Annotated in this window: 17 protein-coding genes; 7 read left to right on the top strand and 10 right to left on the bottom strand. The window is 59.1% G+C overall.

The genetic code is table 11. From position 1 onward, the window contains the following. Positions 1-37 precede the first annotated feature (37 nt). From HY298_16880 to HY298_16855, 6 genes are all read right to left on the bottom strand, one after another. Complete coding sequence (locus HY298_16880) at positions 38-2,104, bottom strand: pentapeptide repeat-containing protein (protein MBI3851933.1); 2,067 nt, start codon at positions 2,102-2,104, stop codon at positions 38-40. Next, on the bottom strand, positions 2,094-3,116 hold the full coding sequence (locus HY298_16875) for an SAM-dependent DNA methyltransferase (protein MBI3851932.1): 1,023 nt from the start codon (positions 3,114-3,116) through the stop codon (positions 2,094-2,096). The genes HY298_16880 and HY298_16875 overlap by 11 nt, the downstream gene beginning before the upstream one ends. Before the next feature lie 177 nt (positions 3,117-3,293). Continuing rightward, positions 3,294-4,169: a hypothetical protein gene (locus HY298_16870; protein MBI3851931.1), complete on the bottom strand. Its 876-nt coding sequence runs from the start codon at positions 4,167-4,169 to the stop codon at positions 3,294-3,296. A gap of 10 nt (positions 4,170-4,179) precedes the next feature. Further along, the gene (locus tag HY298_16865) at positions 4,180-5,310 is read right to left on the bottom strand and encodes a hypothetical protein (GenBank protein MBI3851930.1); all 1,131 of its coding nucleotides are present in this window, start codon (positions 5,308-5,310) and stop codon (positions 4,180-4,182) included. A 38-nt stretch (positions 5,311-5,348) separates the two neighbouring features. Next, positions 5,349-6,524, bottom strand: a complete 1,176-nt coding sequence (locus HY298_16860; GenBank protein ID MBI3851929.1) for a DUF2088 domain-containing protein — start codon at positions 6,522-6,524, stop codon at positions 5,349-5,351. 131 nt (positions 6,525-6,655) lie between these two features. After that, positions 6,656-7,462: an SDR family oxidoreductase gene (locus HY298_16855; protein MBI3851928.1), complete on the bottom strand. Its 807-nt coding sequence runs from the start codon at positions 7,460-7,462 to the stop codon at positions 6,656-6,658. Between the two features lie 117 nt (positions 7,463-7,579). Here HY298_16855 and HY298_16850 point away from each other — a divergent pair, with 117 nt between their 5' ends. The 5 genes from HY298_16850 (at position 7,580) to HY298_16830 (ending at position 11,255) form a co-directional block, all read left to right on the top strand. Continuing rightward, positions 7,580-8,524 carry a DHH family phosphoesterase gene (locus HY298_16850; GenBank protein ID MBI3851927.1) on the top strand — a complete coding sequence of 315 codons (945 nt, stop codon included), beginning with the start codon at positions 7,580-7,582 and terminating at the stop codon, positions 8,522-8,524. Positions 8,525-8,601: 77 nt separating this feature from the next. Continuing rightward, positions 8,602-9,348 (top strand): ribonuclease PH, encoded by a 747-nt coding sequence (rph, locus tag HY298_16845; GenBank protein ID MBI3851926.1) that lies wholly within the window; start codon positions 8,602-8,604, stop codon positions 9,346-9,348. A 27-nt stretch (positions 9,349-9,375) separates the two neighbouring features. Continuing rightward, entirely contained in the window at positions 9,376-9,996 is a 621-nt protein-coding gene (locus HY298_16840) for a histidine phosphatase family protein (protein MBI3851925.1), read from the top strand. Continuing rightward, entirely contained in the window at positions 9,978-10,919 is a 942-nt protein-coding gene (locus tag HY298_16835; protein ID MBI3851924.1) for a 50S ribosomal protein L11 methyltransferase, read from the top strand. Before HY298_16840 ends, HY298_16835 begins: the two co-directional genes overlap by 19 nt. A gap of 171 nt (positions 10,920-11,090) precedes the next feature. Beyond that, entirely contained in the window at positions 11,091-11,255 is a 165-nt protein-coding gene (locus HY298_16830) for a hypothetical protein (GenBank protein ID MBI3851923.1), read from the top strand. A gap of 374 nt (positions 11,256-11,629) precedes the next feature. Here the strand turns inward: HY298_16830 and HY298_16825 are convergent, their stop codons facing one another. Then, entirely contained in the window at positions 11,630-14,377 is a 2,748-nt protein-coding gene (locus HY298_16825) for a beta-galactosidase (GenBank protein MBI3851922.1), read from the bottom strand. 507 nt (positions 14,378-14,884) lie between these two features. Here HY298_16825 and HY298_16820 point away from each other — a divergent pair. Continuing rightward, positions 14,885-16,144 (top strand): PmoA family protein, encoded by a 1,260-nt coding sequence (locus HY298_16820; protein MBI3851921.1) that lies wholly within the window; start codon positions 14,885-14,887, stop codon positions 16,142-16,144. A 24-nt stretch (positions 16,145-16,168) separates the two neighbouring features. Beyond that, positions 16,169-17,527: a Gfo/Idh/MocA family oxidoreductase gene (locus HY298_16815; GenBank protein ID MBI3851920.1), complete on the top strand. Its 1,359-nt coding sequence runs from the start codon at positions 16,169-16,171 to the stop codon at positions 17,525-17,527. Positions 17,528-17,544: 17 nt separating this feature from the next. On the opposite strand, the gene HY298_16810 is transcribed toward HY298_16815, so the two are convergent. The 3 genes from HY298_16810 to HY298_16800 form a co-directional block, all read right to left on the bottom strand. Continuing rightward, complete coding sequence (locus HY298_16810) at positions 17,545-20,544, bottom strand: beta-galactosidase (protein MBI3851919.1); 3,000 nt, start codon at positions 20,542-20,544, stop codon at positions 17,545-17,547. A gap of 257 nt (positions 20,545-20,801) precedes the next feature. Further along, positions 20,802-21,674: a DUF1080 domain-containing protein gene (locus tag HY298_16805; GenBank protein ID MBI3851918.1), complete on the bottom strand. Its 873-nt coding sequence runs from the start codon at positions 21,672-21,674 to the stop codon at positions 20,802-20,804. Positions 21,675-21,827: 153 nt separating this feature from the next. Then, complete coding sequence (locus HY298_16800; GenBank protein MBI3851917.1) at positions 21,828-25,271, bottom strand: hypothetical protein; 3,444 nt, start codon at positions 25,269-25,271, stop codon at positions 21,828-21,830. Positions 25,272-25,535 lie beyond the last annotated feature (264 nt).

Here is a 25,535-nt window from a genome sequence, read left to right as displayed (position 1 = left end):
CAAACCTCGGGTTCAATGGCCGCCCCGGCGAGGCTGCTCAGGCAATGGCTATTCGGAAAAGCGATCCGTTTGTCCGATAGCCCTTGTCCAATTCCATTTCTGGGAGCTGTTCGAACCGGAGGTTCTGATGCTTGCTTTCGACCTGGTCGTGAAACGCGTTCGTGCACCACATCTCACTCGCCGTGAGCCCCCGCTGCTCAAGAAAACGCTTCATCGGTTGGTCTATTCGCTCGACTTCCACTACCGCATCGCCCGTGTAATCCCGATCGTCTCCTGTTTGGATGCAGGTCAGATTTCCGTATCCGAATACAAAGCGAAAACCACCAATTGAACACGGATTGGCCAGCTTGAACGAGTTAAGGGCGCTCGCCAAATCAGTGGCGACGCCAATCAACTTAACGGCATCCGAGAAAACAACGAGAAATCCATCTCCAGCGGTTTTCACCATGTTGCATCCCACTCTTTGTCGAATTTCGGCCTGTTGCTTGGCAACGAATTGCTGAATCAGAGTCTCAACTCGTTTGTCCGCTTGGATCGCTTTTGAGTAGTCCCCCAAATCTGCCCTCAAAACGAATTGCTGTGTTTCATGTTGTGGAAATTCCGCAGGAAGCAAGAGTTTTGGCGGCTCTAGCTTTGCCTCAACCAACCGCCGCAGGAAAGCGGCGTGCTCCTCCGACTGCTCAAGAAGGGCCTGAGTCAAGGAGAGCTTGGTTTTCAAAGAGTCGAGTTGCCGCTCGTATTCCAACAGAAACAACTTTTGTTCGAGTGGACTGCTCTGCTCGCAGAACGAGATATTCAGGCGTAACTCGGCGAAATCTCTGCCCGTATTCTGGCGATACTCCTCAAAAGACGACTTGACTGCTTCAAGGTCGGCCTCCGTGTTGGCGAGGAATTCAACTCGCATCTTTGTCCCTTCGAGCCGAGTTCTGATCTCAAGGGGTATCCCCTGCGTCACCCGCATGAAATCGGTGAAGAACTGGAGGTAATTCGCAACGGCGGTTCGGAAGATTGCGGGGACATTGAGAGCGAGATTCCACCGCAAAGGCTCTCTCAGATAATCCGCCATCGTGAAATTCCGATGCTCGCCCTGGCCAAAGAATCCATCTGCCGGCACGCGGCTTTCCAGAACAGGGGAATACCGACGCACCTTTCCCTGGAACTCTGAAGGCACTTCCTCCACACGGTAGTCTGTGTAGATATACTTGGTATTCGCGACGGTTCTCCAATCCGGTTTCAAGCCAAGCGTCAGCACGGCTTTGAACACCGCACCAGTGAAATCACAGTCAATCAACTGCTTGTCCGCAAGGTTCACCGAAATCAAGAACGCGTTACGGAATGAATAGTTTTCGAGCGTTTGGTTTTCCCAGACTTGGGCGGTGTGCAGAACCGCACCTTCCATATTGGCGCGGCGGCAATCGAGCTTTTTCAGAAACGCAATGTGCGTGTTGGAGAACGTGACTTCTTCATGAAGTCGTGCCCCTTCAAAATCGACGCGATGCCAGAACAGCGTCTTTCCGAAATCAACGCCACGATAGAAGAGCGCCATCCGAAAATCAGCGTCGTGACTAAAGGTGTTCGATTGAAAAATTGCGTGCGCATCAAACCGAGAGCCTTGCCACGCAGCAAAATCGTGAAACTTGCAGCCATGAAACCTTGCGCCGCGATGAAATCGGCTTCCGGAAAAGGTCGTCCGCCCCCTGAAAATGCAGCCAATAAAGTGGGCCGCCCCGTTGAATTGAACGCTGTGAAATCCGGCAGGCCCGTTGAAAACGGCGCTGTGAAAATCCGCACCGGCCAAAAAATCCGTGCTGCGAAAGTCAACGCCTCCATGAAACTCCGCCTTTCGGAAGTCGCAGTTCTTGTTAAAACATGTCCGTTTGAAATCCTGCTGCGGGAAGATGAACCCCCTGAAGTCGTAAATCTGAGATTCTGCCGCGCTCGCGATTCTTGAAATCAGCTTCTTCAGCGCATCTTTGAAATCCACATCCTTTTTTGAAACGGCGCGGCCATGGAAGACACAACGATCCTCTTGTTTGTAGCGCGGGTGCGGGCAAGGCGATTTCCCGCCGTTCGTGTGGTCGAAATATACGTAACTACAGTTCATTTCGTCGGATTTCGCTTCTCATGAAATGTTGAATCCAGGCGTAGTTGGCGTGGTTCACCGGCGGCATCCCGAATTTCCAGCGCACGTCCTGCCGCAGATTTTCGCCGCCCCAATCGCTCATGTTGAACGGCGGGTTGGCGAGAATGAAATCGGCCTTGAGGTCGGGATGCAAATCCGCTCGGAAGCTGTCGGCGTTGCGCGGGCCGAGATTGGCGTCAATGCCGCGAATGGCGAGATTCATCCGCGCCAGTTTCCAGGTGGTGTAGTTGGATTCCTGCCCGTAAACCGCGATGTCGCCCACGCGTCCGCCGTGTTCTTCCACGAATTTTTCCGAGGACACGAACATGCCGCCCGAACCGCAGCACGGGTCGAACACGCGGCCTTTGTAGGGTTCAAGCATGGCGACGAGCACCTGCACGACGCATTGCGGGGTGTAGAACTCGCCGCCGCCCTTGCCTTCCGCGCTGGCGAATTTACCGAGAAAGTATTCATAGACGCGCCCGAGCACGTCCTTGGACTTCGCCGCCGATTCGTTGAAGCCGATGTTGCTGATGATGTCCACGAGTCCGCCGAGCCGGACTTTGTCGAGGCTGGGCCGGGCGTAATCGCGCGGCAGCACGCCTTTGAGCGCGGGATTCTCGCGCTCAATCGCGCCCATCGCGTCGTCAATGACCTTGCCAATCTCCGGCGATTTGGCTTTGGCCTTGATGGTGTGCCAGCGGGCTTCGGGCGGCAGCCAGAAGACATTTGCGGCCAGGTATTCGTCGCGATTCTCGGCGGCGTCGGCGCGTTGCGGTTCGTCCTTGATGAACCATTCGCTCTTGGGATCGGAGAAGCCGAACAGCAGTTGCTCGCGTTTTTCCTCGAACGCGTCGGAAATGTATTTCAGGAAGATGAGGCCGAGGCAGACGTGCTTGTATTCCGAGGCGTCCATGTGCCCGCGCATCTTGTCGGCGGCGGCCCAAAGCTGGGCTTCGAAGTTGAGCGTAGAGCCGTTGCTGTTGGATTTCATTTGATTGGTTTCTTTAGCGATGTGGATTGTCAGTTCGCGTAAAAGTCATCCAGTCTTACGCGGCAAGCATCGTAGTCCGCACATGGTTTTAGGCAAGTTAGAAGCAAAGGCGAAAGACGGCGAGGGTTATCGGGGCCGGTCGATTTCCTCGAATCGGCCAGGGGCTAAAGCGACCGACTATTTCTGATCTGGAAAATCCCGTTGATACTGTTTCAACAGCTTTGCCGGGTCGTTCTTCATGAGATAAATCTTGCCGCGCAATTTCTTGGTTTCATGCCGTTTCAATCCGCCGACATGCGGATCGGAATGGATGCAGACGATCACGCCTTGAAACAAATGCTGCGTCTGGTCCCATGCCGTCGCCAGCAGATATTGGTTGTCGGCGGAGAAGCAGCCGATGAGGCCGTTGGCGGGCGTGACGGGGCTGATGGGACGCGGGTTCACGTCGTCGTGGTTGATGCCTTTGGGCACATAGACCTGCCCTCCGCGATAAAGCGCCTCTTCGTTGCGTGGCAGTTGGTCGAGCGTCGTCAGGCCGCGCTCGGTGAAAATGAAACAGCGCTCGATGTAGTTGGTCTGGTTGCGTCCGGTGAAGCGATCAACATGGATGCACGGCTCGAACCATTCCAGGTCCGCGGGTTCGTCACCGGAATTCTTCAACTCGACCATGATCTCGACGCCGTCGGTCACGACGCGCAAATCCTGGAGCACTTCCACTGACGGTTGCACTTTGCTGCGGAGGCGCAACCACTGGCCGTGCTGGTCAGCGGAGAGCAACTCGGTGGTGTGCGGGATCGTGGTTTCGTTCCACGGTCGTTTGGTGGAGCCGCGACGGCAAAAGGCTTCGAGCCACCAGATGTCGACCGTGCCGCCGGGGAGGTTGTCACCGCTGATTTTAAGGACGTTGGTCTGCCAGGCGAGCCGGAGGTTTTCCACTGATCCGGCGATTGCACAGTTTGAAAACAGAATCAACCCGGCAGCAACCAACCGACCCATGAACGAGTAAGGCGAAGTCTGTTCCAACGGATGCCTGACGACTTGCGGTTCTCTCATTTCACCGAGTTCACGGCGACGCCACGCGGTAAAAGCGAATTGGAGCATTGGTCGCGGACGTGTCGAGATACTGAAACGTGGCCTGGGTGTTGGTGTGACTCAGCAAGTCGGCCCACGTCAGCAGGTCGGGGCTGAACTGGAGCCGGTAGGGTTTGCCGATGTCCGCAGTGATGGTCAGTTGAAAACCATTGGTGCTGTAGTTGTCGGCGGTCAAAGTGGGTGGCGACGGGGTGCCGGAATACAAAATCTGACCGGCCAGCCCGACCGTGACGAACCGGCCGTCGCCGTACGCGACGCTGAAGAAATTGTTCGTGACACCGGAATTGCGCGGCGACCAGTCCACGGCATTGGTGGAGGACAAAATGGTGCCGGCGGCGCCCACGGCCACAAAGTTCGTGCTGCCATGGCCGACACCGAACAGAAAATTGGTCGTGCCCGAGGAGGAACTACTCCAGTCGCTGCCGTTGGTCGAACTGAGGATGGTACCGTCGTGCCCGACCGCGACAAAGACGCCGTCGCCGTACGCCACGCTGCGCAGAAAATTGGTGACGCCGGAGGCGCGGTTGGTCCAGTTGAGGCCGTCGGCGGAAGTGACGATGGTGCCGTTGGCGCCGACGACCACGAAGCTGCCGCCGCCATACGCCACGCCGTACAAGTCGTTGGTTGTTCCGGAAACATGGTTTGTCCAATCGACACCTACGTCGGAGGTTTGGATTCTGCCGGTGTCGCCGACGGTCACGAACAATCCGGCGGCGTAAGTGATGGCTAGGAAATAATTGGCGGGCGAGGAAATCTCATGCTTCCATTTGTTGAGGTTGGTGGACGTGTAAATGGTGCGGTTGTTCACATCATAGCCAGCGACCGCATAAGTATCGTTCCCAAATGTGATTCCCCTAAATGTGCTCGAGACACCGGTATGATGATTGGTCCAGTTGATGCCGTTGGTGGAGACCGTGATGGCGCCGTTGGCGCCGCACACTAGAAAAAGGCCGTTGGTGTTGATGATGCTGTAAAGCGTGTTCAACTGGGGAGGCGGGTTGACCTTGGTCCAGGTGTCGAGCATGTCGGCGCGCGCGGACGAGGCGTGCAGCAGCACCGCACAAAGTCCCGTCCAAAGGTAAAGGCGACCAGCTCGTTTCATCGGCAAAGATTAAAGGCGCGATTCTTGATCCGGCAAGCTCAATCCCCGCCCGCCCATTTCGGCGGATGGGTGAGGCGGAAGAGCATTTCGCCGGCTTTGGGCACGAGCAACACACCTTCCGCTTCGCGATCGGCAAAGTCTTCGACGCGGACGGTTTTCGGATCGCGATAGCCGAGGTTGATGCGCTGGCAGATTTCCGGCGGAATGCTGGTCGCCAAGGTCACACGCGCGCGCGGCGTTTCGACGCCATTTTCAAACGTTCCCTGACCGTAAACGTGGCAACTGTGCGCCAGCACGCCCCACGGGTGATGCTTGAATCGTTCCCATTGTTTCAAAAAGTAATCGCGACAATGATAGCCGACTTCCAACAATGTCTTTCCATGCGCGACGCAGATCTCGGAAATATGCGGTGCGTAGATGATCAGTTCGCCGCCGTCGGCCAGCACCGGTTCAAGTTTATACATGCACTTGCCGCCGGTCCAAAGCTCGTCGTACATCGTCGGAGCACAGGAGAGGATCGAGTGAAAGGGCTTTTCCTTGTAGGTGATGTGCACCTTTCGGGAAAGTTCGCTCGCCGCGTCCCACGCGCTTTCCGGTGAGCCGGCAAAAAGACCCGCGAGATTTTTTGACGAATCGACCACCATGCAGAAACAGAGTTTGTCCACGTTGACCATTGAACCGGCGCGATCAACCACTTTGCGGACGGGCGTCCGTTTGTTGCCGATGATCATTGGGTTCGTGACCACTGCGCCGAGCCAGTGGAAGAAATTCAAAATCTGCGGACCGCTTACGCCGGGAAACAGGTATTTGTTCCCGCCGGAAAACCCGACGACTTCGTGCGGGAACACCGGACCGATAATGATGATCTGATCGAAATCAAAAACCATCCGGTTGATCTCTACCGGCACCTCCAGCGCGAACAGGCCGCCGGTCATCGCCTTGATTTCGTCGCTGGGAATGGTGCCAATCTGTTTGAGCGCCGCGGGTTGGTTCCAGGCATGATTGAAGAATGCGACCCTTCGATACTTTTCCTTGCGCTCCGCTTCCGTGATATCCAGCCGCCGGCAGATGGCCGCCTCACTCATCGGCTGATGTGTTCCCAAAGCGACCAGCACATCAAACGCTTTGGTCACCTCTGCGATTTGCCGGTGCAGTGTTTGAAACAAGAGTCCCACCGGCGCCGTGCGCGTGCCGTCGGGAACGATGAGGAGCACGCGCTTACCGCGATAAGAATCAGCCGGACACGTCCTGGCGATCACTTCGGCCACTTGCTCCGCGGTGACGAGATTCCCTGCGCCCGCGATTTCGGATAAGACCGGCTTGATTTGCACAGGGATAATCTAGCTCAAATTGTTTGTGACAGAAAGCCGCCATCGACCCGGATGTCCGCGCCGGTGACGAAGCTGCTGGCCTTTTCACTCGCCAGAAAAATTGCTGCGCCAACCAGTTCCTCCGGTTTGCCGAAGCGACCCATCGGCGTGTGGCCGAAAATCGCCTGGGCGCGCGGTGTTGGTGTGGCGTCCTCGTTGAAGAGCAGGCGACGATTCTGTTCGCCGGGGAAAAAGCCCGGCGTGATGGAATTCACGCGTACGCCTTTCGGTGCCCATTCGCGCGCCAGAAACTGCGTCAGGCTCAACACCGCCGCCTTCGCCGCCGAATACGCCACCACGCGCGACAGCGGAAGATGCCCAGAAACACTGGCGATATTGATGATGCTGCCCTTGCTGCGCTTCACCATCGCCGGTCCGAACTCCTGACACGGCAACAACACCCCGCCGACCAGATTGAGGTCAAAGTTGGCGCGCCAATCTTCCAGAGCGATTTGTTCAATGGCGCGATCCGCAGTCACCGTCACCTTCGGATCAGTGCCGCCGGCGGCGTTTACCAAAATTGTGGGCGCCCCCAGGGATTTCTCAATGGCCTGATGCGCGGTGTGCAAACTGTCACGGCTGATCACATCGGCGGAGAAAAATGCGGCGTGACCACCACTGGTTTTGATGGCGTTGACGCGGGCCGCCCCGCGTTCAGCATTGCGCCCCAGCACCGCCACTTTCGTGCCGGCCTGCGCCAGACCTTCGGCGAGCGCCCCACCCAACACACCCGTCCCACCGATGACGACAGCGATTTCGCCGGCCAGATCAAATCGATTCATAAAGTTCGATCAAGTGTAGGATGCCCCACCAACCGATAAAGGAAAAACTAGCAACAACGACCGCGCGCAAAAACACCACTCGCCACTGCGCTGAAATTAAGTTAATCTTTTCGCCAGATGACTAATTTTCAAAAACCGGAGGTGATCCTGACCCACGAGAGCGATCTTGATGGGCTGGTGGCCGGTGTGCTCTTGCAGCGGCTGGCAAAAAAATTGCACGGCGACGACGTCCCATTGGAAGCCTATCATTACAACACCTGGCGCCAACGCGAGCCACGGGAAGCCACCGCGTGGGTCTGCGATCTGAGTTTTGAAGGGCGACTGGACAAGCCGGGATGGGTCGTCATCGACCATCACGCCACCGAGGCCTTGCCCAAATACGCCCATCTCATTCACGACCTGAACAAGTCCGCCGGGCTGCTCTGTTACGAACTGTGCCAGAAGCAAGGGCTGGGTTCACCGGCGCTGGATCGGCTCGTTCACTTGAATAACGTGGCGGATTTGTTTTTGGAGGACGATCCGGATTTCGTCATCGCCAATGACTACGCCAACCTCGTCAAGACCTATCAATTTTGGAATCTGCTCGCGGTTATCGACGGCGAACTCGAACGGCTGCTCGACCATCCGCTGCTGGAAGTCATGGCCATCAAACGCCGGATTGAAGACCCGTTGGGCTTTGCGTGGAGCAAGGCCAACGTCGCGGAAATCAGTCCCTCGGTCGGCTATGTCGATACCGTCGTCGGCAACAACAATCTGATCGTGCACCAGTTGCTCGAACAAAAGGCGACACCTTATCCCGTTCTCATCACCTTGTTCCGCAAGGCGAACAACACCGTCATCGTCAGCCTGCGCAGCAAGAACGGCGAGGCCTTGAAAGTTGCCGAGAAACTGCAAGGCGGCGGCCACGCCAACGCTTCCGGAGCCACGCTCCCGCGGTCGATCAGAAACATTCCAGATGCAATTGATTACCTTCGCCACCTGCTCAGCCCGACGTCGCCAAGAAACGTGCCGCTCAATAACCTAGAAAGTTTGTTCGCCGCGATTGAAGTGGGCAAAAAGTAGTCGTCTGCCGTCGTCTCGCTCACAAACTTTTTCACGATTGCCGGGCGCGGAGCGCGTCGTTACCATGCGCGCAATTTATGAGCGATGCACCCGCCAACTCCACGCCCAGGGCCGACGGCCGACGGCCCAACCAACTCCGGCCCGTGCGTTTCCAAAACCACATCGCGCCTTATGCCACCGGCTCAACGTTGATCGAATGGGGCAACACGCGCGTGATCTGCGGCGTGACGGTGGAGGAGACCGTGCCCCGTTGGATGAAGGAACAGAATGTGAGCGGGGGCTGGATCACGGCGGAATACTCGATGTTGCCCTATTCCACTTTGCAACGGAAGCAACGCGACATCACCAAAGGGAAAATCGATGGGCGCTCCCAGGAAATCCAGCGGCTCATCGGTCGGGCATTGCGCGCCGCCATCAACCTGGAACTGCTGGGCGCGCGCACCATCTGGGCGGATTGCGATGTGTTGCAGGCGGATGGCGGAACGCGAACCGCCGCCATCACCGGCGTCTATGTCGCGTTGTCGCTGGCGGTGAAAAAGTTATTAGCGGATGGCAAACTAGCCAAAGACCCGCTCCTGCATCCGGTGGCGGCCGTGAGTGTCGGCATTGTCAACGGGCAACCGTTGCTCGATCTCTGTTACACCGAGGATGTCGCCGCGGCGGTGGATCTGAATCTGGTCGTCAATGCCGCCGGTGAATTCATCGAACTGCAAGGCACCGGTGAGGAGGCCGCCTTCAGCGAAGCGCAGCTCGCCGCCATGCTGGCACTCGGCAAGACTGGCATTCGGGAATTGCTGGCGGCGCAACAAGCAGCCGTGGCTTAGCCCAACCGCCACGCTCAACGCTCAACCTTGAATCCTCCCACCCGACTGTTCCTGTTACGCCACGGCGAAGTGGAATCACGCTATCATCGGGTGTTTGGCGGACGCATCGACATGGAGCTTTCCGACCACGGCCATCACCAAGCGCGGCTGCTGGCGAACTATTTGCGTTCGACGGTTTTGGACGCCATTTACGTCAGCCCGATGAAGCGGGCGCAACAAACACTCAAGCCGCTGACGGCGCACAGCCGGCGCGCGCCCGCCGTTTTGCATGGTTTGCGCGAAGTGGATTTTGGTGACTGGACCGGACTGGGCTGGCAACAAGTACGGGAGCAATTCCAGGTCGAACCCTTTGAATGGCTGGACAAATTGGAGCAAGCGACCATCCCAAATGCCGAGTCGGTCCAAGGATTTCGCGACCGCGTCGAACCTTGTCTGCAACAAATCCTGCGCGAAAACCCCGGCCAGACCGTGGCAGTAGTCTGTCACGGCGGCGTCATCCGGATGATACTGGCGATTCTGCTGGGATTGCCGTTGCGCAAAACCGCCGGGTTCGAAATCGAGTATGCCAGCCTCACGGAAGTGCATCATCACGCGCACAAGACCGAAATCCAACGGCTCAATTTCACACCGTGGCGCGATCTCGCATGAAGCCGGGTACGATGCGGCAAATTTCCGTGGCCGTTTCGGTTGAAGCGGAAGAGGCCGTGGCCGCGCTGCTGGAGCATTTGTCCGGTCAACCGGCTTCGGTTTACACGGACGCTGAAACCAACGCTCCAGTGGCGAGTGTCTTTTGCCAAAAGCGTTCCGACTGGTCGCCGGCAAAGCGCGCCAGGTTGTTGGCGGGTTTGAAGGCAATCCAAGTTCACGGGCTGGAGATTGGTCCTGGAACAATCACGGTGCGAACAGTGCGACGGAAGGATTGGGCGGAATCGTGGAAGCGGCACTTCAAACCCATCGAAATCGGAGCGTCGTTGCTGATCAAACCAAGCTGGAGCAAACGCCGTCCGCGAAAATACCAGGCGGTGGTCGTGCTCGATCCCGGACTGAGCTTCGGCACGGGCCAGCATCCGACAACGAAATTTTGTCTGGAGCAGCTCGTGGCATTTCGGCGAAGCGGCGAAGCACAATCGTTTTTGGACATCGGCAGCGGGTCGGGCATTCTGGCGATTGCGGCGGCGAAACTCGGATACTCACCCGTGCACGCAATCGACCTTGATCCAGAAGCGATTCGGGTGGCGCGGGCAAACGCCGTGAGAAACGGTGTGTTGGAACAGATTCGCTTTGATCGCCGGGACCTGACCAAATCCCCACCCCGGTCGCGGCAGAAGTATAACCTGATTTGCGCCAACTTGATTGCCAATCTGCTCCTGGCTGAACGGAATCGTATTCTGAATCGTTTGAGCCCGGCCGGCACGCTGGTCGTGGCCGGCATTTTGAAAACCGAATTCCCGCAAGTTCGAGCTGCTTACAGTCGGGCTGGGTGCGCACTCCTGGCGGAACGGATTGAAGCTGAGTGGCAAGCGGGCGCGTTTGGTCTCCAGGTCCGCCGGGCCAGGCTCAGAGAGGAATGATCGACTGACTGGTTCACCAAAAAGAATTTCGAGATTTTGAACTTTTTAATTTGTGTCCGGTCAAATTATGCAGTAACATCCAGCCGTCGGTGCGTTCGCCCCGGCTGGCGAGCGCCGGAAGCTGGTTTCAATGACGCTCGAGTCAGTTGGTTCGAGAAAGGAAAGTGAGATATGACGAAAACGTTGGAAGTAATCACGGAAGCCATATTGAACAATAAACATCCCTTCCGCAAAGTGGAGAATCGCCCCAAGAAAGCCCAGAAACATCGTTACGAACGTAGAAAAATCAACGAATACATCCGATTGGGAAATGCATTGACGGAAAACCCGTCCTGAAGCTTTCCCCCGGTTCAGAATAAAATCCGCGCCAAAGGATGCGCGGGTCAACGCCGAAAAATCTTCGGCGGGTGGGTGGTGCTCTCGAATTCGCCGTGAGTCATTCGCCGTTTCTCCTCTCCAACACGGAAAAAATCACCCGGAGTGAGCCCCAACGATGTGGTTGGACGCGCGACAGGAGTTCGGAACTCCGCGCGGTGTGTCGAACTTGCCGCCGGAAACAACGAGCGTGAACATCCTCTGAGTTGGGTCGTTGACTTCGCAAAGCCAGTCGGCGAACTGCCAAGCGATGCCCGTATGCGACCTTGATCGCGTTTCGATTCATCCCCGTGGTTCGCAAGCACGATCCCCGCGATGATACTTACACACGCTGATCACGATCTCGGCCTCCGCACCAGTAATACCGGTTCCAACGGCGAAAGCGTGAACGGAACTTCCATTTCCTTGCCGTCCATGAGATTGAGTGCATTTTTGGCCGGAGGCTTCGTTACGAGACGCACCTGCTGGCGCTCCCGCGACAGGTTGAGCAGGTTGATCAGCAGCCGTCCGTTTTCTTCCACGGCGCGCACATTCACGCCCCAGATTGGTTCGCCGTGGGCGCCTTCGATCCGGACGAGTCGCGCCATCTTCGTCTCGTCAAGGAGCCGGTCGAGAATATCCCGGTACGCATGCGCCGTCAGCAGGGCCGGGTAAGTGACCAGCCGGCCGCGGCCAGACTGAACAAGGGCCTTCTGCCGAACGCGCCCATACTCGTCGTGCGTGAAGCAGCGGCCCACAGTCATCACGGTGCCGCCATCCCGGATGTATTCGTTGAATGCCTTTACGACCGGATCGGGCGCGTGGGACGCACGCGGCACCACCACCAGTTTATACCGCGCCAGCTTGCCCGATTCGATGTGACGTTCAGTGACGAAATCGCTGGTGACGTCAGCAAAATACGCCCCTTCAAATGCCGCCCGCGCCTCGTCAACGTAATCCTTGGAGGGCAACAGGCTCGAATACGAAAACAAGATGGCCAGTTGGGCCGGGGCCTGGCTCAGCGCATGGACCTCGGGGGCGAGCCGTTGCAGGTCAAGCGCTACACGACCAAACGCGCGCACGCAATTCGCCCGCGTCAAGATGTTCTCCGCCAGGTCTCCTCCCTGTCCGCGCTCCCACACCCAGGTCGTTGTCGCGCCCTGACCATGCAGCGCCTCCTGCCAGAACACCGTCCGGATGTAGCTTTCCGGAATGTAGCGCGTGTCGCCATCGCCGATCAGGTGGTTTTCGGAATTAAAAATCGGGCTGTCCGGCGCCGCCGAATGTTGCAGTGTGTAATTCATCGCCATGGTCTGCCAGTCGCACGCGTATTCGCTCCGGTGTTCGCCGGTAAACTCCACGACGCAATCATTGCCCGCGATGCGATCAAGCTGGGCGAAGCGTTCGTAATCAATCCCCACCTCGAACCGGCCCGGATCCTCGAAAGCGTGCGACATCACCTTCGCATGAACGGGCAAGTCCGGAGCGTATCGGCGGATGCGCTCGCGCAGCATTTCATGAAACACCACGAAGCGGTCCTGGTTGAAACGCCACCGATCAAAATACAAACCGTAGTGCGACGCGTCCTGCGGCAGGTCAATATCCTCAAATCGCCGAAACTGCGTGCCGTAAACTTTGTTGGCTTTGCGGATGGAACCCCATTTGGCTTTCAGCCACTTTTGAAAGGCTGCCCGCTCATACGCGCACCGCCCCTGGTACTGCGGTTCGTTCGAGAGGCAGATACTGTGCAGCGCCGGATGATGCGCGATCAGCGGCATCAGCGCGTCCAGCCATTTCTCCATCACCACCCGCGTGTTCGGCGCTTCGATGCAAAACTTCACGAAGCCGTGCCCGCACTGCTGATGCGCGGGGTCCGCATCGAACGCCCACTTGGGGAAATAATGCGGCGAAATCAACAGGTTCACCGCCACGTTGTGAGCCGCCGCCTGATCCAGCCACTGAACAACATTCTGGCGAATGGCTTCCACATCAACCGTGTCGGGCGTCGGCAGGCCATTTGCCGGCCCCATCTCGATCTGGATGATGTTCAAACCGTAGTCGTTCAGGATGGGAATGTCCTCGCGCACTTGGCCGAAGTGGCCGACGCCTGTGAAGTACACCGGGCGATCGTTTTGCCAGAATGCTCCGACGCGGATTTTGGAGGGCCCTGTTCGGTACTGCGGTACTGGTGCGTCCCTGACCAGAACTTCTTTCAGCGCCTCCAGGCAAAGCCGGTCGATGTACGCCGCGCCTTTGAGTCCACGGAGTTTGTGTCCCGAATGGATTTCCGCCAGATCATCACGCACGTAGCGCAAAAAACCTTCCACGACGCGCGCATCGGCGGCGGGATATGCCATTTGCGCGCCCGCCGCGCGTTCCTGTCGGATCTTTCCTTTCAATGTCTCTAGGTTTTCAGCAGTCTTCTTCAAGCGTTCCCCCACCGTGGCGCGATCTGACAACAGGATTGCCCGCGCCTTTTCAACAGAAGCCAGAAAAGTGTCGCGGTTGGAGGATCGGTACGCCGCAAGGTCCAGGGTTTGGAGCGATTCATTCACCAGCTTCTGCCAATGAGCCGTCTCCGCCGCGGGCACGTATTCCCCATCCTCCAAGGCCGCGGTGAGGTCCTTCACCAATCCGCGCAAGCCGTCCACCAACGTCTCGCCGGGACCGTTCACCAGCGAGGCTTCCAACAAGCTGCCGGACCCCGGCCGGTTAACGGCATGAAGCGCCACCGTAATGATCTGGCCGGGTTGCGCCTTGTCCGTCAGGATAAAATCGCCTTTCGACCATTCAAACTCTTGTTTCAGCGCGCCGTTCACATACGCTTTGGCGCCGTTATCCACGCCGGCTTTCATGCGAATGGTCCCGCCCTTGATGGGAATTCCGTTGATCGTTTCTGGAACGGTAATGCGGGTGCGGAACCAGCCGGTGGAATCGTGCGGCCACCACTTGAAACCCAAATCAACGAGTTCCCATGTTGTATCCTTAAACTCAGGTCGCTCGGCGCCGGGCACTTCGCCCAGATGCCAGCGCCAGTCATGCACGTTTGAATCCAGCCAGAGGTCCAACTGCTGCCGCGTCACCTCGCCCCGTGGAATAAACACTTTGCGGACCTCCGAGGTAGCGGATCCTGCTATACCACGGGGCGAAAACGTCCCGTCGGGCAGCAACCACAAGCACAATGAACCGAGGCAAAGCCAGCTACGAATTTTCATCTCACTCTCCTTTCCTCCCCAAGGCACGACAGTCCTCGCGACTCTGTTGCGCCGGCAGCCGATGAACAACAGTGGCCTGACCGGCGCGTCTGCCGGAGTGAGTCGCTAGAAAACATATTATGTCTTCGGTTCTTGAGCAGTCGCAAGTCAACCTGAGGCGATTCAGGAGCAAACAACAGATTGTTCCCACTCGCAAGCAACAACGTCCGCGTCAATATCTCGACGCCTTCAAAGCCCGGCGGGAAAGTGACCTCCGGGCGGGCGCGGGAAATCTCGTGTTCACGGAATTGAGGATTGTCCGCCCACCAAAGCTGTCCGGAAAGCAACCTGGAATTCCGCTCGACACGCAGCGCATCCGGTCTCTAAATCAGGCTGGCCGCGATAATCTTCACGACGATGAGCACGCAATTCTGCAGGGGCTTCTTTCTGGCAATCCTCACCGCCATCGCTGCCAGCGGCGCCGAGACCGTCGTCAATGATTCTGACGGCGCACTGAGCAAAACCCACGCGCCGGTTGCGGCTACTGTCAAGTTGAGCAAGAGCGAACAGGTCGCGGCTGTCGAAGGACGGTTGGGGCTTCGCGAGCTTGGGCCGGCGTCATCATTAGCCGGGTCGGTCGTGCCGGTGCAACTTCTTGTCGCGGGCGAAGTCCGCGCGTCGGCGCGCCTCTGCTGGCTCATGCCGCCCGGACCGAAAGGCAAACGTCATTTCCAGTTTCAGGAAAGTCGTCGGGCAACCAACCCGGACATGCGCGCGAAACAGGACGCGGCCAGTGGTGAGTTCGACATCACCGAGGCAGGCCAGCCAGTTCTTCGCTACAACTACGCGACGATTGAACCCGGCGACTTGATGACTAATGTCGCTTCGGCCAGCCGCATTTACGCCCGCGCCCGTAGCGATTATATCCATCCGCTCTTCGGTCTCGACGGCGAAACGCTCACCAAGGACTGGTCCGTGGACCATCCTCATCATCGTGGCGTTTACTGGGCCTGGCCGGAGGTGGACTGGCGCGGGCAGCGCGGTGATCTGCACGCGCTGCAAAAGGTCTTCGCCAAACCCACCGGCAAATGCAGCGGGACCAGCGGTCCGGTCTTCGCGCAGATCGAAGCCGAGAACGTTTGGAAATGGGAGAGCGGCGAATCGATTGTTCACGAGCGCGCCATAATCCGCGCGTACCGCGCCACTGCGGATGAGCGGGTCGTTGATCTCGAATTCCAGTTCACCGCGCTGAACGAGCCCGTGTCGCTCGCTCGTCGCGGGACGCTCCACTACGGCGGGCTAAACATCCGTCTGGCGATGGTCGCTGAGCAGGAAATCATCTTTCATACCGATCCGACGAATGCCACGCCACGCACGGCGTGGGCCGAACTTTCCGGCAAGTTCGGTGGTGCAGCGCGGCCTTCAGCAATCGTGGTTCTGCAACACAACGCGAACCCCGATTACCCAGGGGACTGGGTGAAGTTCCCGGAGTTGAACTGGTTTCAGCCCACGTTCCCAGCGAGTGGAACGCGCTATGAATTGAAGAAAGGCGAACCACTGGTCCTGCGTTTCCGTTTGTGGCTGCATCGCGGCGCGCAAGCCAGCGAAGAAAACTGCGCGGCGCATTGGCGCGCTTACCACGCTTCGCTCGCGCCAACTTATTTTCCAAACCGCTGAACACTCAAAACTCCAAAGGTCATTATGAAAATCGAACCAACCATCGCCACCACGCGTCGCGAATTCATTCAAAAGGCTGCGACGATTACCGTCATGGGTTTCGCGTTGCCGCACCTGGCGTTCGCTGCCAAACGAAAATCGGCACGCAAGCCGTCGCCCAACAGCCGCATTCACCTGGGCATCATCGGTTGCGGCGGCATGGGCCGCGCCAACCTCGGCATCTGCGCTCGCGAGCCGGATGTCGTGGTCACGGCGGCATGTGACGTGTTCGATGCCCGGCTCGAAGCCACGGTGGAGACTTACAAACCGACATGCAAAGGCTACGTAGATTTTCGCGAAATGCTCCAGCAGCCCGACCTCGACGCCGTCATCATCGCCACCCCGCCACACTGGCATTGCCTGCACGCCATCGCCGCGTGCGAAGCGGGAAAGGACATTTACCTCCAAAAGCCGATGACACTCCATCTAGGGGAAAGTCTCGCCGTGCGAAACGCGGTCAAGCACCACGACATCATCTGCCAGATCGGGACGCAAATTCACGCCACGGAAAATTATCGCAGTGTCGTGGAATATATCCGCAGCGGAAACCTGGGCGCCATTGGCACGGTGCGCACGTTCAACGTGATGAACCAGACGCCCGCCGGCATTGGCATCTCCAGGGCAAACCCACTACCCCCGGGAATGAATTGGGACCTCTGGTGCGGGCCGGCCCCGCTGATTCCGTATAACCGCTCCTTGGCGAGCAGCGCCTATGAGCACGGTTCGTGGATGGCTTACAGCGGCGGTTGGACGCCCGGCATGGCGCCGCACATCATTGATCTGCCCGTCTGGGCGCTGGAGCTGGGGTATCCCCTCATCACCAGCTCCGCGGGCGGCCGGTTCATCGTCAAGGACGACGGCGACGCTTACGATCACCACGAAGTCCTCTGGCAATACCCGAAGTGCACGATGACGTGGATGTCGTCGCTCACCAACAGTTACGGGTTCGACTTGGAAGGCGACCCCAAACCGGACCGCCGTCTCGGCATTTACTTCCACGGCGTCAACGGGACGATGTATGCGAACTACGGCATGTTCAAGATCGTGCCCGAAGGTGACGCGATGAAAGACATGCAACCGCCGCCGCACTCGATTCCGGCGTCGCCCGGCCACGAGCGGGAGTGGCTCAATTGCATCAAGTCGCGCCAGCAACCCAGCGCCAGCGTTTTCTACCACACGCATGTGGACGTACCGATTGTGCTCAGCCTGCTCTCGCTCAAGCTGGGCCGCTCGATTCGCTTTGATCCCGCCACGGAGAAAATTATCGGCGACTCTGAAGCCGCGAAGCTCTCCGTGCCGAAGTACCGCGTGCCGTGGAAGTTTCCGACGAAGTATTTGTCGTGACGAATTGAAGGCTCAATTCATGGCGCTGTCGCAGGTTGTCCAGGTTGCTTCGTCCATTTAAGTCCGGGTGTTTTTCCGGCGGCGATGGCTTTCCAGTATTCGTCCTTGACCGTTTCGTAAATGCCAAACAGCCCGCGCGCATCTCGGTCGCGATCCACAGAAATCCAGTAATCCGGTTTCGTGCCGGTCTTGCGAGCCTTGAGGAATGTTCCGCCTTCGTCGCGGATGATTCGTGTCACCGGCCGGTCAGTGCCGTCGGGGTTGATGATGCCGAAATCGCTGCGTTCGTTCAGCCGGTAGCCGCCCGGATACCACCAGAAGAAAATCCCGTCCGCGCCGGACTCGGTCATCATCCGGTAAAAATCGTGGAAGTAGCGTGCTTGAAAATCCAGTTGCTCGACCGACGGCGACATCGTCTGGTTGTTCCAAACCGAGTGGCCCATCTCCGCCCAGACAATTGGCTTTCTGGCATCACACAGCCGCGCGTAGTCGGCGGTGAAGCGACCGGGCTTCACCCGCTCCCAATCGCCGATGCGCCCGTAGGCTTCCGACTCCCAGATGTCCACCGCGTCGGCCAGTCCGTAAAAATCGTAGGGCAGAAAAGCGTCCCAGTTGAAAGTCGGGTCGCCCGCGTGCTGCATGCGAAAGCTGACGGCGTGATTCGGGTCAATGGACTTCACCAGTCGCCGCGCCTCGGCGTATTTTTCGCGCAGCAAGTCGTCGAGGAACAACCGGTAATCCGCCACGAGCTTTCGCCACGGACCGTCCTGCGTAAACCATTTCATCGGCGGCGATGGAAGTGATTTCAAATCTGACATTTCAAATTTGAATTCCTCGCCCACGCCCCAAGCCTTTCGCGCCGCATCCACGCTGCCGAGGCGTTTTTGCACCCATTCCGACCAAGGTTTCACGTAATCCGATTTCAACGCCGACGGTTCATGCCGCGGCTCCCAAGCGAGATCGTAAGCAAACACGGTGTCATTCTGGGCAAGTCGGTAATGCTCGATCAACTCCCGGATTTCGTTCCACCGAAAATCCAGCGGCGTGCCAGGGCGAAGCGAAAGATTGACGCGCACGCCGTGCGCTTGGCAACGGCGCAGGAAATCCAGCATGTGTTGGGCGCCGAGCGACTCGTGGTGGATGAACACGCTCACCGCATTAAGATTCATCGCCTGCATCCGGCGCAAATCGCGCTCGATGATTTCAGGATCGTACGCGCCGCGGCCAACCCAGTGTTCGAAGTGCTGCCAGTTCGCTAATCCGATGCCGCTCGACGGCATGTAATTCACGCCATTGATCTCCCAAGGCTTTCCGCGCAGCCAGAAGCCACCGTCGCGCGCCTCGATAAATTCCGGCTTCGGCTTCGGTTGCCAGATGCCAATCTCGTGGCTCAACGAATCAACCACAACATCACCCGCGCGCAGCGTAACGTGCACATGGTTTTCCTCGTTGTTCTGAAGTTGCGTTATCTCTTCGACCGTATGCTGCGCCCCGGGAGCGAGCGCGAACTTCGCTTGCTTCACCGCTCGATTGCTCTTCTCGTGCTCATCGCAGAATTCCACCGAAACGGAAAGATTCGTCGCGGCCTCGCGTCCGAAGTTCGCCGCGCGCGCCCCGACGCTGAAGCGCTGATCTGGAAATGTCGTGAAAAATTCCGCGCCGCCTTCGGCCAGAAAAACTCCACGTCTCATGCGGGCGAGCGTTTGCCGCAGACAATTCGTTACAAGCGGTTGCCGATAAAAGCCCGCCTCAGACGGGGTAAACGTTGCCCAAACCCCGCCGCGAAATGGTGGCTGCACGTGAACCAAAAGCGCCGCGACCGCTCCGCGGTAATCATCGGTCGCGGCATCGTGGGCTTCCAGCAATGGTTCCCAGCGATATTGCCGGTATTGATTGAACCCCACTCCGCGCGGACGTGGATGCAGGCCAGGCGATGCGGTTGTTCCGGCCGTGGCGGATTCCCAATGCGCGCGGAAAGCCGACGTCCCGTTCGCTTCACAAATCACAACGTTCGTGGCGATTGGAAAAAACAAATAGCCTGGCGACACCGATTCTAGGTGCGGCGATTTGATTTCGTCCGGGAGACTGGCCTCGCCAAACGGACTCCGCGCGGTACCAAGACCGGCGAACCAGTAATCATTTTGCTCGCCCACCTGCGGCGTGTGCGAATGTGCCAGACCCACGACAAAGCGCGCGGCATTCCTGGGTTGAAAACGTTCCTGTTTGCCGCGCCGGCTTGGCGGCGGCTCCCACGCCTTGAATGCCTCGGGTGTCAGCGCGTAGTTTTTCCATTCCGTCGTCAATTCCACGGTCGCAATCCAGCGCGAGCTGTCGGACTCCGTCCATTCAAGAGCAAGTTGCTTTGTCCGCAGTCCGCCCTTGGCGCGAAAACAGGTGAGCGTGTGGCCCGGGGGAAAGGCGTTCGTCAACGGCGGACTCATGAACGTGTCCCAACCCGTAAGTTTCGCGATCACGACATGCAAAGTGTTGCCACCCTCGCTCGCGACGATTTCGTGACTTGTGTGTGTGCCAGGATTGTCGCTCGCGCGCCGCCACTGGCCTAGGTCGGCCTTCGCAAAATCGAACAGGATTTGCTCGGGCTTTTGCGCCGCAATACCGGCCTCAAAGTTCGCGCGCGAAAGCCATCTCGCATTCAACTCGAACAGTGCGTCCTCCCACGCCGGCAGACCCAGCGCGAGCAAATCACCGCCTTGATGGAGATAATTCTCGACGGCGGGCGCGGCGACGGCCGGCAGCGATCGCGCGCCGGGCAACACGAGCAGGTCGAGCTTCTGCGTGGAGAGCGCGGAGCTGTTGGTGAGCGTCGCGACGCCTATGAATTGGACGCGGTATCCCGCCCCGGCAACCTGCGTGGCAATCTCGCGGCTCAGAGTTGCGTCGTGCCCCGGCAGTTGATCGGTGAAGACCGCGGCAAGCGGGCTTTCGGCGGCGCGAGGGGTGATCGAACCCAGGACCGAGAAAAGCGCCGTGAAAATGGCTGTGCGGCGAATCCGCATCCATAGGAGCGCGGAGCTCCAGCTCCGCGTGAACCAAGAAGAAACTGAGGAGGCCGCTCGATGGACGACAGCACCTGGAGTTGGGCGAGAGGTTCTCCCTCTCCCCCGTGGAGGGGGAGATGGCCGGGGTGAGAGGGAACAGTCGTGCGGCCATGAGCCAACTCTTTGTCCAGCAACTTTGCTTAACCCCTCACCCTGACCCTCTCCCCTTGCGAGGGGGAGAGGGAACACCAGCAGAGCATCGCGCCGATTCCTCATTACTTCGCCGCCGGCAGTGGATGGAGTTCGATGCGGCGGAAGAAAATCTCCGCGCCCTCGGATTGGAAAATCAACTGGCCCGATTTGTGGCTGAGCTGTGTGGCTTGGTTCACCCGCTTGCCGTTCACAAAATAATCGAGTGTGTCGCCGGCACAAATGGCTTCGATGTGTGTCCACTCTCCCCCCGGACTTTCCACATCCTGCCGGCCGCGGTAGCCAAGTTTGTCGGCCCAATCCGGGTCGCGACCCCACCAATTGACGCGGCCGGTTTCAAACGCTTTGGCGACACCCTTCGCGTCCCAGCAAGGCTCGCCGTCGCGGTCCTTTGTCACCGTGGCGGTGGCGAAGTATTTCTGCACCGTGCCGTCCGGTTCGTAGCCACCGAGCACGAGCAGGTCGCCGACGCCGCCCTCGATGATTTGAAATTCGTATGAGCGCATCCAAGGGCCGTTGAAAGTTTTGGATAAATAATTCCCGTCGCGGCCCGAGCAATGTAGAAGCACCCCGCTGTCCTTGGTGGCGTTGGTGCGGGCACCCCAGGTGGCCAGGCCCCACCGGAATTCGGCCACCAGCCGGTAGTTCGCGAACCGCTGCTTCGTGTAAAGACCGCCGTAATGCTGTCCGCTGATGCGGATGGCCGGCGCGCCATCCACCTGGTCCACGACCGAGAAAACCCGGTGCGGATCCTCGCGATGAGAATCCACCAGCCAGGTGTAGAACGACGAAAGATCGCGCCCGTTGAAGAGCTGGATGACTTCGTGCGGGACGATCAGCTCGCGCTCGGAGTTGGCGACTGAGGAGGGCGGATCCACTGCGAAGGTCGCGACGGTGGTTGAAACAATGACAATCAGGATGGCAAAAAGATTTCGCATATATGTTTTACTTAATTGGTTTGACTGTTTCAAAAGGCGACCGAACACCAAGGCGATGCCACGCTCCAGCCGCTCGGGCACGTGATCGCCGTGCTTGCCGGTCGGTTCGTAAAAAGTACAACGCGGCGGTCTGGCCCGCAACACTTCGTAAAACTACCACGTCACAACGTAGCGGCCCGCGCCGCGCGTGGCGAAGGTAAATAACAGCCGTCCGCTTTCCAGTTTGAAATCAACCGGACCGAGATCGCGCTGGGTTTCGGCAGCGAGCGCGTGGACCTGGACCTTCGTCCGTTTGGCGGCGGGGGCAAGGGCTTTGAGATCGAGGGAGGCGCGAAATGATTTGTCGCGCGGATAGGGAAAAACGACGAGGCGGTTCGCTTCGCGGTTGATCTTGAGCGAACCGTCCGTGGCGACTTTGCCGAAATCCAGCCAGGTGCCGGGCGGATTCGTGTGGGCCGTGAAGTCCTCGTCGCTGCCGGACGGCGCGCGGGTGACTGAGTCGGCAGTAATCGCCGTCACCTGGCCGTTCTGTTTCTGAAGGCGCAGCTTTGCGATCTGGACGCGACCGTGGCGGTCAGCCACTCCTTGCAGACGGAGGACCGGGGATCCGGGTTTGTAAAGGCCGACGACGAGATCGTAGTCATCAAACTTGTCACTGACGGTGAACTCATACGGCCCATCCACGATCACGTCGCCTTTGCGCCACTGGCTCGTCGGGCGGGGCAGGGCGTGATCCTGCTGGAAAACGATGTGTTGTGCCGCCGGTGCGCGCTCGTTCACAGCGTGGACATAGCAGATAAAATCGTCGTCGAGCGAATCTTTGACGATCCATTCGTAGGTGACTTGAGCACGGTTGCTATCGAGATGTCGAAACTCGCGGAGGCGCGGCTCAATCATCTTCCGCTGGCCGGCATCCACTGGGTCGAAGTGCGTGCGGGCGTCGGCGAAAATGAATTCAGGACACTCGGCGTAATCCCCGAGCAAGCCATCATGCAACGCGGTGGCGACTTCGGTGCCCCGGCCAAGGGCGAGAAAGCCCCACTGGGGAAGAACAAAGTGTCGCGGGGATTTCGCTTCCACCCGCCACGGCTCTTTCCGCCAATTGACCCACAGCGTCAGACCGCTGGCGTAGCGAATGCGCTGGCGCGAAGTATCGCCGGCCACGAGCGCGGCGCTGCCGGTCACGTAGCGCTCCTGCACTTGGTAGCGAATCTCGACCGGGCGCGCGGTGCCGTAGAGGCGTTGGACCGGGTGCATGAGATTGTGTTCCCGCCAGACGTATTGGACGCGGTCGGGGAGCGGGTTGCCAATGAAGCCCGCGTGGCCGTAGGCGAGTTCCTGCGCGCGATATTGGTCGAGGCTGCGCGGGCTGCCGGCATCCACGCCCCACGCGATCCCGTAGCCGCGACGATACCAGCGTTCGTAATAACCCATGCCGTGATTCACCATCTGCGGATGGAGTTTCAGCAGATCCAGATCGAGGAACGGCGTGTGGTCGTCGCCGCCGATCACCTGCGCCTCAACGCCGTCGCAGCGGCCCGCCCAATAAAAATGATTTGCGCCTTCGCCAAACAGCGGGCCGCCGTGTGTGTCGCGCTCGAACTGAAACAATTCCGGCTCGCGTTGCACGCGCAACGACATCATCGCCGCCTGCGGTTGCGTGGCATCGTGATCGAGCTGATGCCACGGCGGGACGCAGGAATGCACGTCGAGATAGGCGGCGGTGGTGCCGTAGCGGGCGTGGGCTTCGGGCGAGTTTTGCTTTGCGAATCCGATCATGCGCCCGGCCTTGATCCCGAAGGCCTGGACTTTCGTGGCCTCGTTGAGCCAGCCGAGCGACGGCGAACCATCGGCCTGCAACACCCGCGCCGTGGCGTCATAGCTTGGGGCGTCTGGGTAGAGATCGAGATAATTTTCGTGCAGCGCCCAGAGGTAGCCGCACTCATTGGCGGCCTGCCCGAAAAGTTTCATCGCCTCATCGCCGCCGAGCGCCGGGTTGGCGGGAATATGATCCGGCAACTTCACGTCGTATCCGTAGTGCTGCCAGGCGTGCTGGATGATGGCGAGGTGATCCACGCCATGATCTTTCAGTTCACGCAACTTCCGCGCGTCACCGGCAAAAGTACCTTCGCTGTGACCCCAGATGTCGAGCATTATGCGCGGGCCGAGCACGCCGAGAAATGGCGACGGCGGATGCGGAATATTCGGCAGCACTTCGCCCACGTCCGGCGAGATGGCAATGTAGCCGGTTTCGACGAGCGCGTTGCGATTGCTGGCCGTCGTGAGCTGGTAGGTGACTTCGCCTTGTGGACATTCTGAGGCGTGGGATTGCGTCCAATCCAAGTAACGGCAGACGAAGGTTCCCTCCACCGCCAAGTAGTTCACCACGCCCGGCAGATAGGGCACGGTCAGAGTTCGGCGCAGTGGTGCGGCTGCGTTGCCGAGACTGAAGCGGCTAATCACCGGCTTGTCGCAGCGCGCCGAAACCACCAGCGCCTTGCCTTGCATCCGGTAACTCCACGCGACGCGCAGCGGCTGACCCGGCAAATCGTATTCCCAAACCACGTTCAGCGTGTCGCCCTCACGACGAACTTCTGCCGCCCGGCCACCGCGGGCCGGAATCTCCTCCGTCTTGTTCTCTCGTTTTTGTGCAATAGTTGCCCCGCCGCCGGTTGCGGGCAGGAACGGACGTCCCTTGCCGAGTTGCGCTGTGAAATCGTCCAGCGTGCCGGTGGCTGGAGTGAAGGTGAACGTCACCGGACCGTCCGCGCCCACGTAACTGAAGCGCCAGCCGTCGGCGGTGCGTTCGAGTTTGTTTGAGAACGGCAGCAGGTTCGACGGGACGACGCCATTGTTGGCCGAGTTGCTCAACGCCAGCAGGCTCGCCTTTGACGTGGCGGTGTAGGCGCGGGTAGCGGTGAAGCGCTTCAGCAATTCGTCCCGCGAATCCTGTCCCGTGCCGACGCTGAGCTTCGCGTCGCCGAAAAAGGACCAGTCCCAGGACGGATTGTTTTTCGGCCCCGGCTCGACTTGCAGGCGAAGCTTGACCGTCTTGCCCGCGTGCGGCGAAAGATCGAAGTCGAATTGCTTCCATTTGTCCGTGGCCTGATGTTCGCGCATCAACTCGCGCTCCACGCCGTCGGCGGTCAGGTAGCAGGAGAAAGCCACACCGTCGCTTTTCTCCTGCACGCCGGCGTCCGGCCCCATGACAATGCCGAACGAGAGCTTGATGGGCGTGAGGCGCGGCAACGCGAGTTGATATTCCGCCCACGTGCGGCCCGGCGGAACGCGCCACGGCGAGTGGATCAGCAACGCCTCGCGGCCAAAGACGCGGCCCCATGGCTTGTAGGAAATGCCGGTGCGCTCATCGGCATGCCCCGTCCACGACACCGGCATCCGCACCGGCTCGCCGCCGTAAGACTGCCACCAGACCTGGTAAAGCCCGATGTCGGTGAGGGCGGTTTCTCCGGCGGGCAGCGGCACCAACAGATTTGCAGCCCCGGCGGCCAGCGCCGCTCCGCACGGAGTCAGGCAAAGCCAACCGGTCGTCATCGCTCCGAGAGCGCCGCGCGAAACCAAAGTTCGAAGCCAGATCATGGAATTCACCTGTCGGCCGTTGAAATCATTACGCGGCGTTCGGCTGGGGGACAAGACATCTCTGCTCCCTTGACATTTTCAGTGACGCCGAAGGTGGCAAGTGTTTCGCAGGCTCTCCCTCACCCCGGCCCTCCCGCTGGGAGAGGGAGCATTATTCACCGGTTCGTGGCGGCTCGTGCGGTTGGATTGGCGCGGCAGCCATCCGCAAATCGAAGGGCGTGCGCTCGCCGTCCCCTCTCCCAGCGGGAGAGGGTTCGGGTGAGG

This window comes from Verrucomicrobiota bacterium, assembly GCA_016200005.1.
Taxonomy (GTDB): Bacteria; Verrucomicrobiota; Verrucomicrobiia; order Limisphaerales; family PALSA-1396; genus PALSA-1396.
This window is presented reverse-complemented; position numbering and strand designations above follow the sequence as displayed.

What these genes read in the sequence shown, in the direction of transcription:
- HY298_16880 (MBI3851933.1), bottom strand. Translation starts at nt 2,104, where the DNA reads ATGAACTGTAGTTACGTATATTTCGACCACACGAACGGCGGGAAATCG.
- HY298_16870 (MBI3851931.1), bottom strand. Translation starts at nt 4,169, where the DNA reads ATGAGAGAACCGCAAGTCGTCAGGCATCCGTTGGAACAGACTTCGCCT.
- HY298_16865 (MBI3851930.1), bottom strand. Translation starts at nt 5,310, where the DNA reads ATGAAACGAGCTGGTCGCCTTTACCTTTGGACGGGACTTTGTGCGGTG.
- HY298_16800 (MBI3851917.1), bottom strand. Translation starts at nt 25,271, where the DNA reads ATGATCTGGCTTCGAACTTTGGTTTCGCGCGGCGCTCTCGGAGCGATG.
- HY298_16875 (MBI3851932.1), bottom strand. Translation starts at nt 3,116, where the DNA reads ATGAAATCCAACAGCAACGGCTCTACGCTCAACTTCGAAGCCCAGCTT.
- HY298_16850 (MBI3851927.1), top strand. Translation starts at nt 7,580, where the DNA reads ATGACTAATTTTCAAAAACCGGAGGTGATCCTGACCCACGAGAGCGAT.
- HY298_16805 (MBI3851918.1), bottom strand. Translation starts at nt 21,674, where the DNA reads ATGCGAAATCTTTTTGCCATCCTGATTGTCATTGTTTCAACCACCGTC.
- HY298_16830 (MBI3851923.1), top strand. Translation starts at nt 11,091, where the DNA reads ATGACGAAAACGTTGGAAGTAATCACGGAAGCCATATTGAACAATAAA.
- HY298_16810 (MBI3851919.1), bottom strand. Translation starts at nt 20,544, where the DNA reads ATGCGGATTCGCCGCACAGCCATTTTCACGGCGCTTTTCTCGGTCCTG.
- rph (MBI3851926.1), top strand. Translation starts at nt 8,602, where the DNA reads ATGAGCGATGCACCCGCCAACTCCACGCCCAGGGCCGACGGCCGACGG.
- HY298_16855 (MBI3851928.1), bottom strand. Translation starts at nt 7,462, where the DNA reads ATGAATCGATTTGATCTGGCCGGCGAAATCGCTGTCGTCATCGGTGGG.
- HY298_16820 (MBI3851921.1), top strand. Translation starts at nt 14,885, where the DNA reads ATGAGCACGCAATTCTGCAGGGGCTTCTTTCTGGCAATCCTCACCGCC.
- HY298_16815 (MBI3851920.1), top strand. Translation starts at nt 16,169, where the DNA reads ATGAAAATCGAACCAACCATCGCCACCACGCGTCGCGAATTCATTCAA.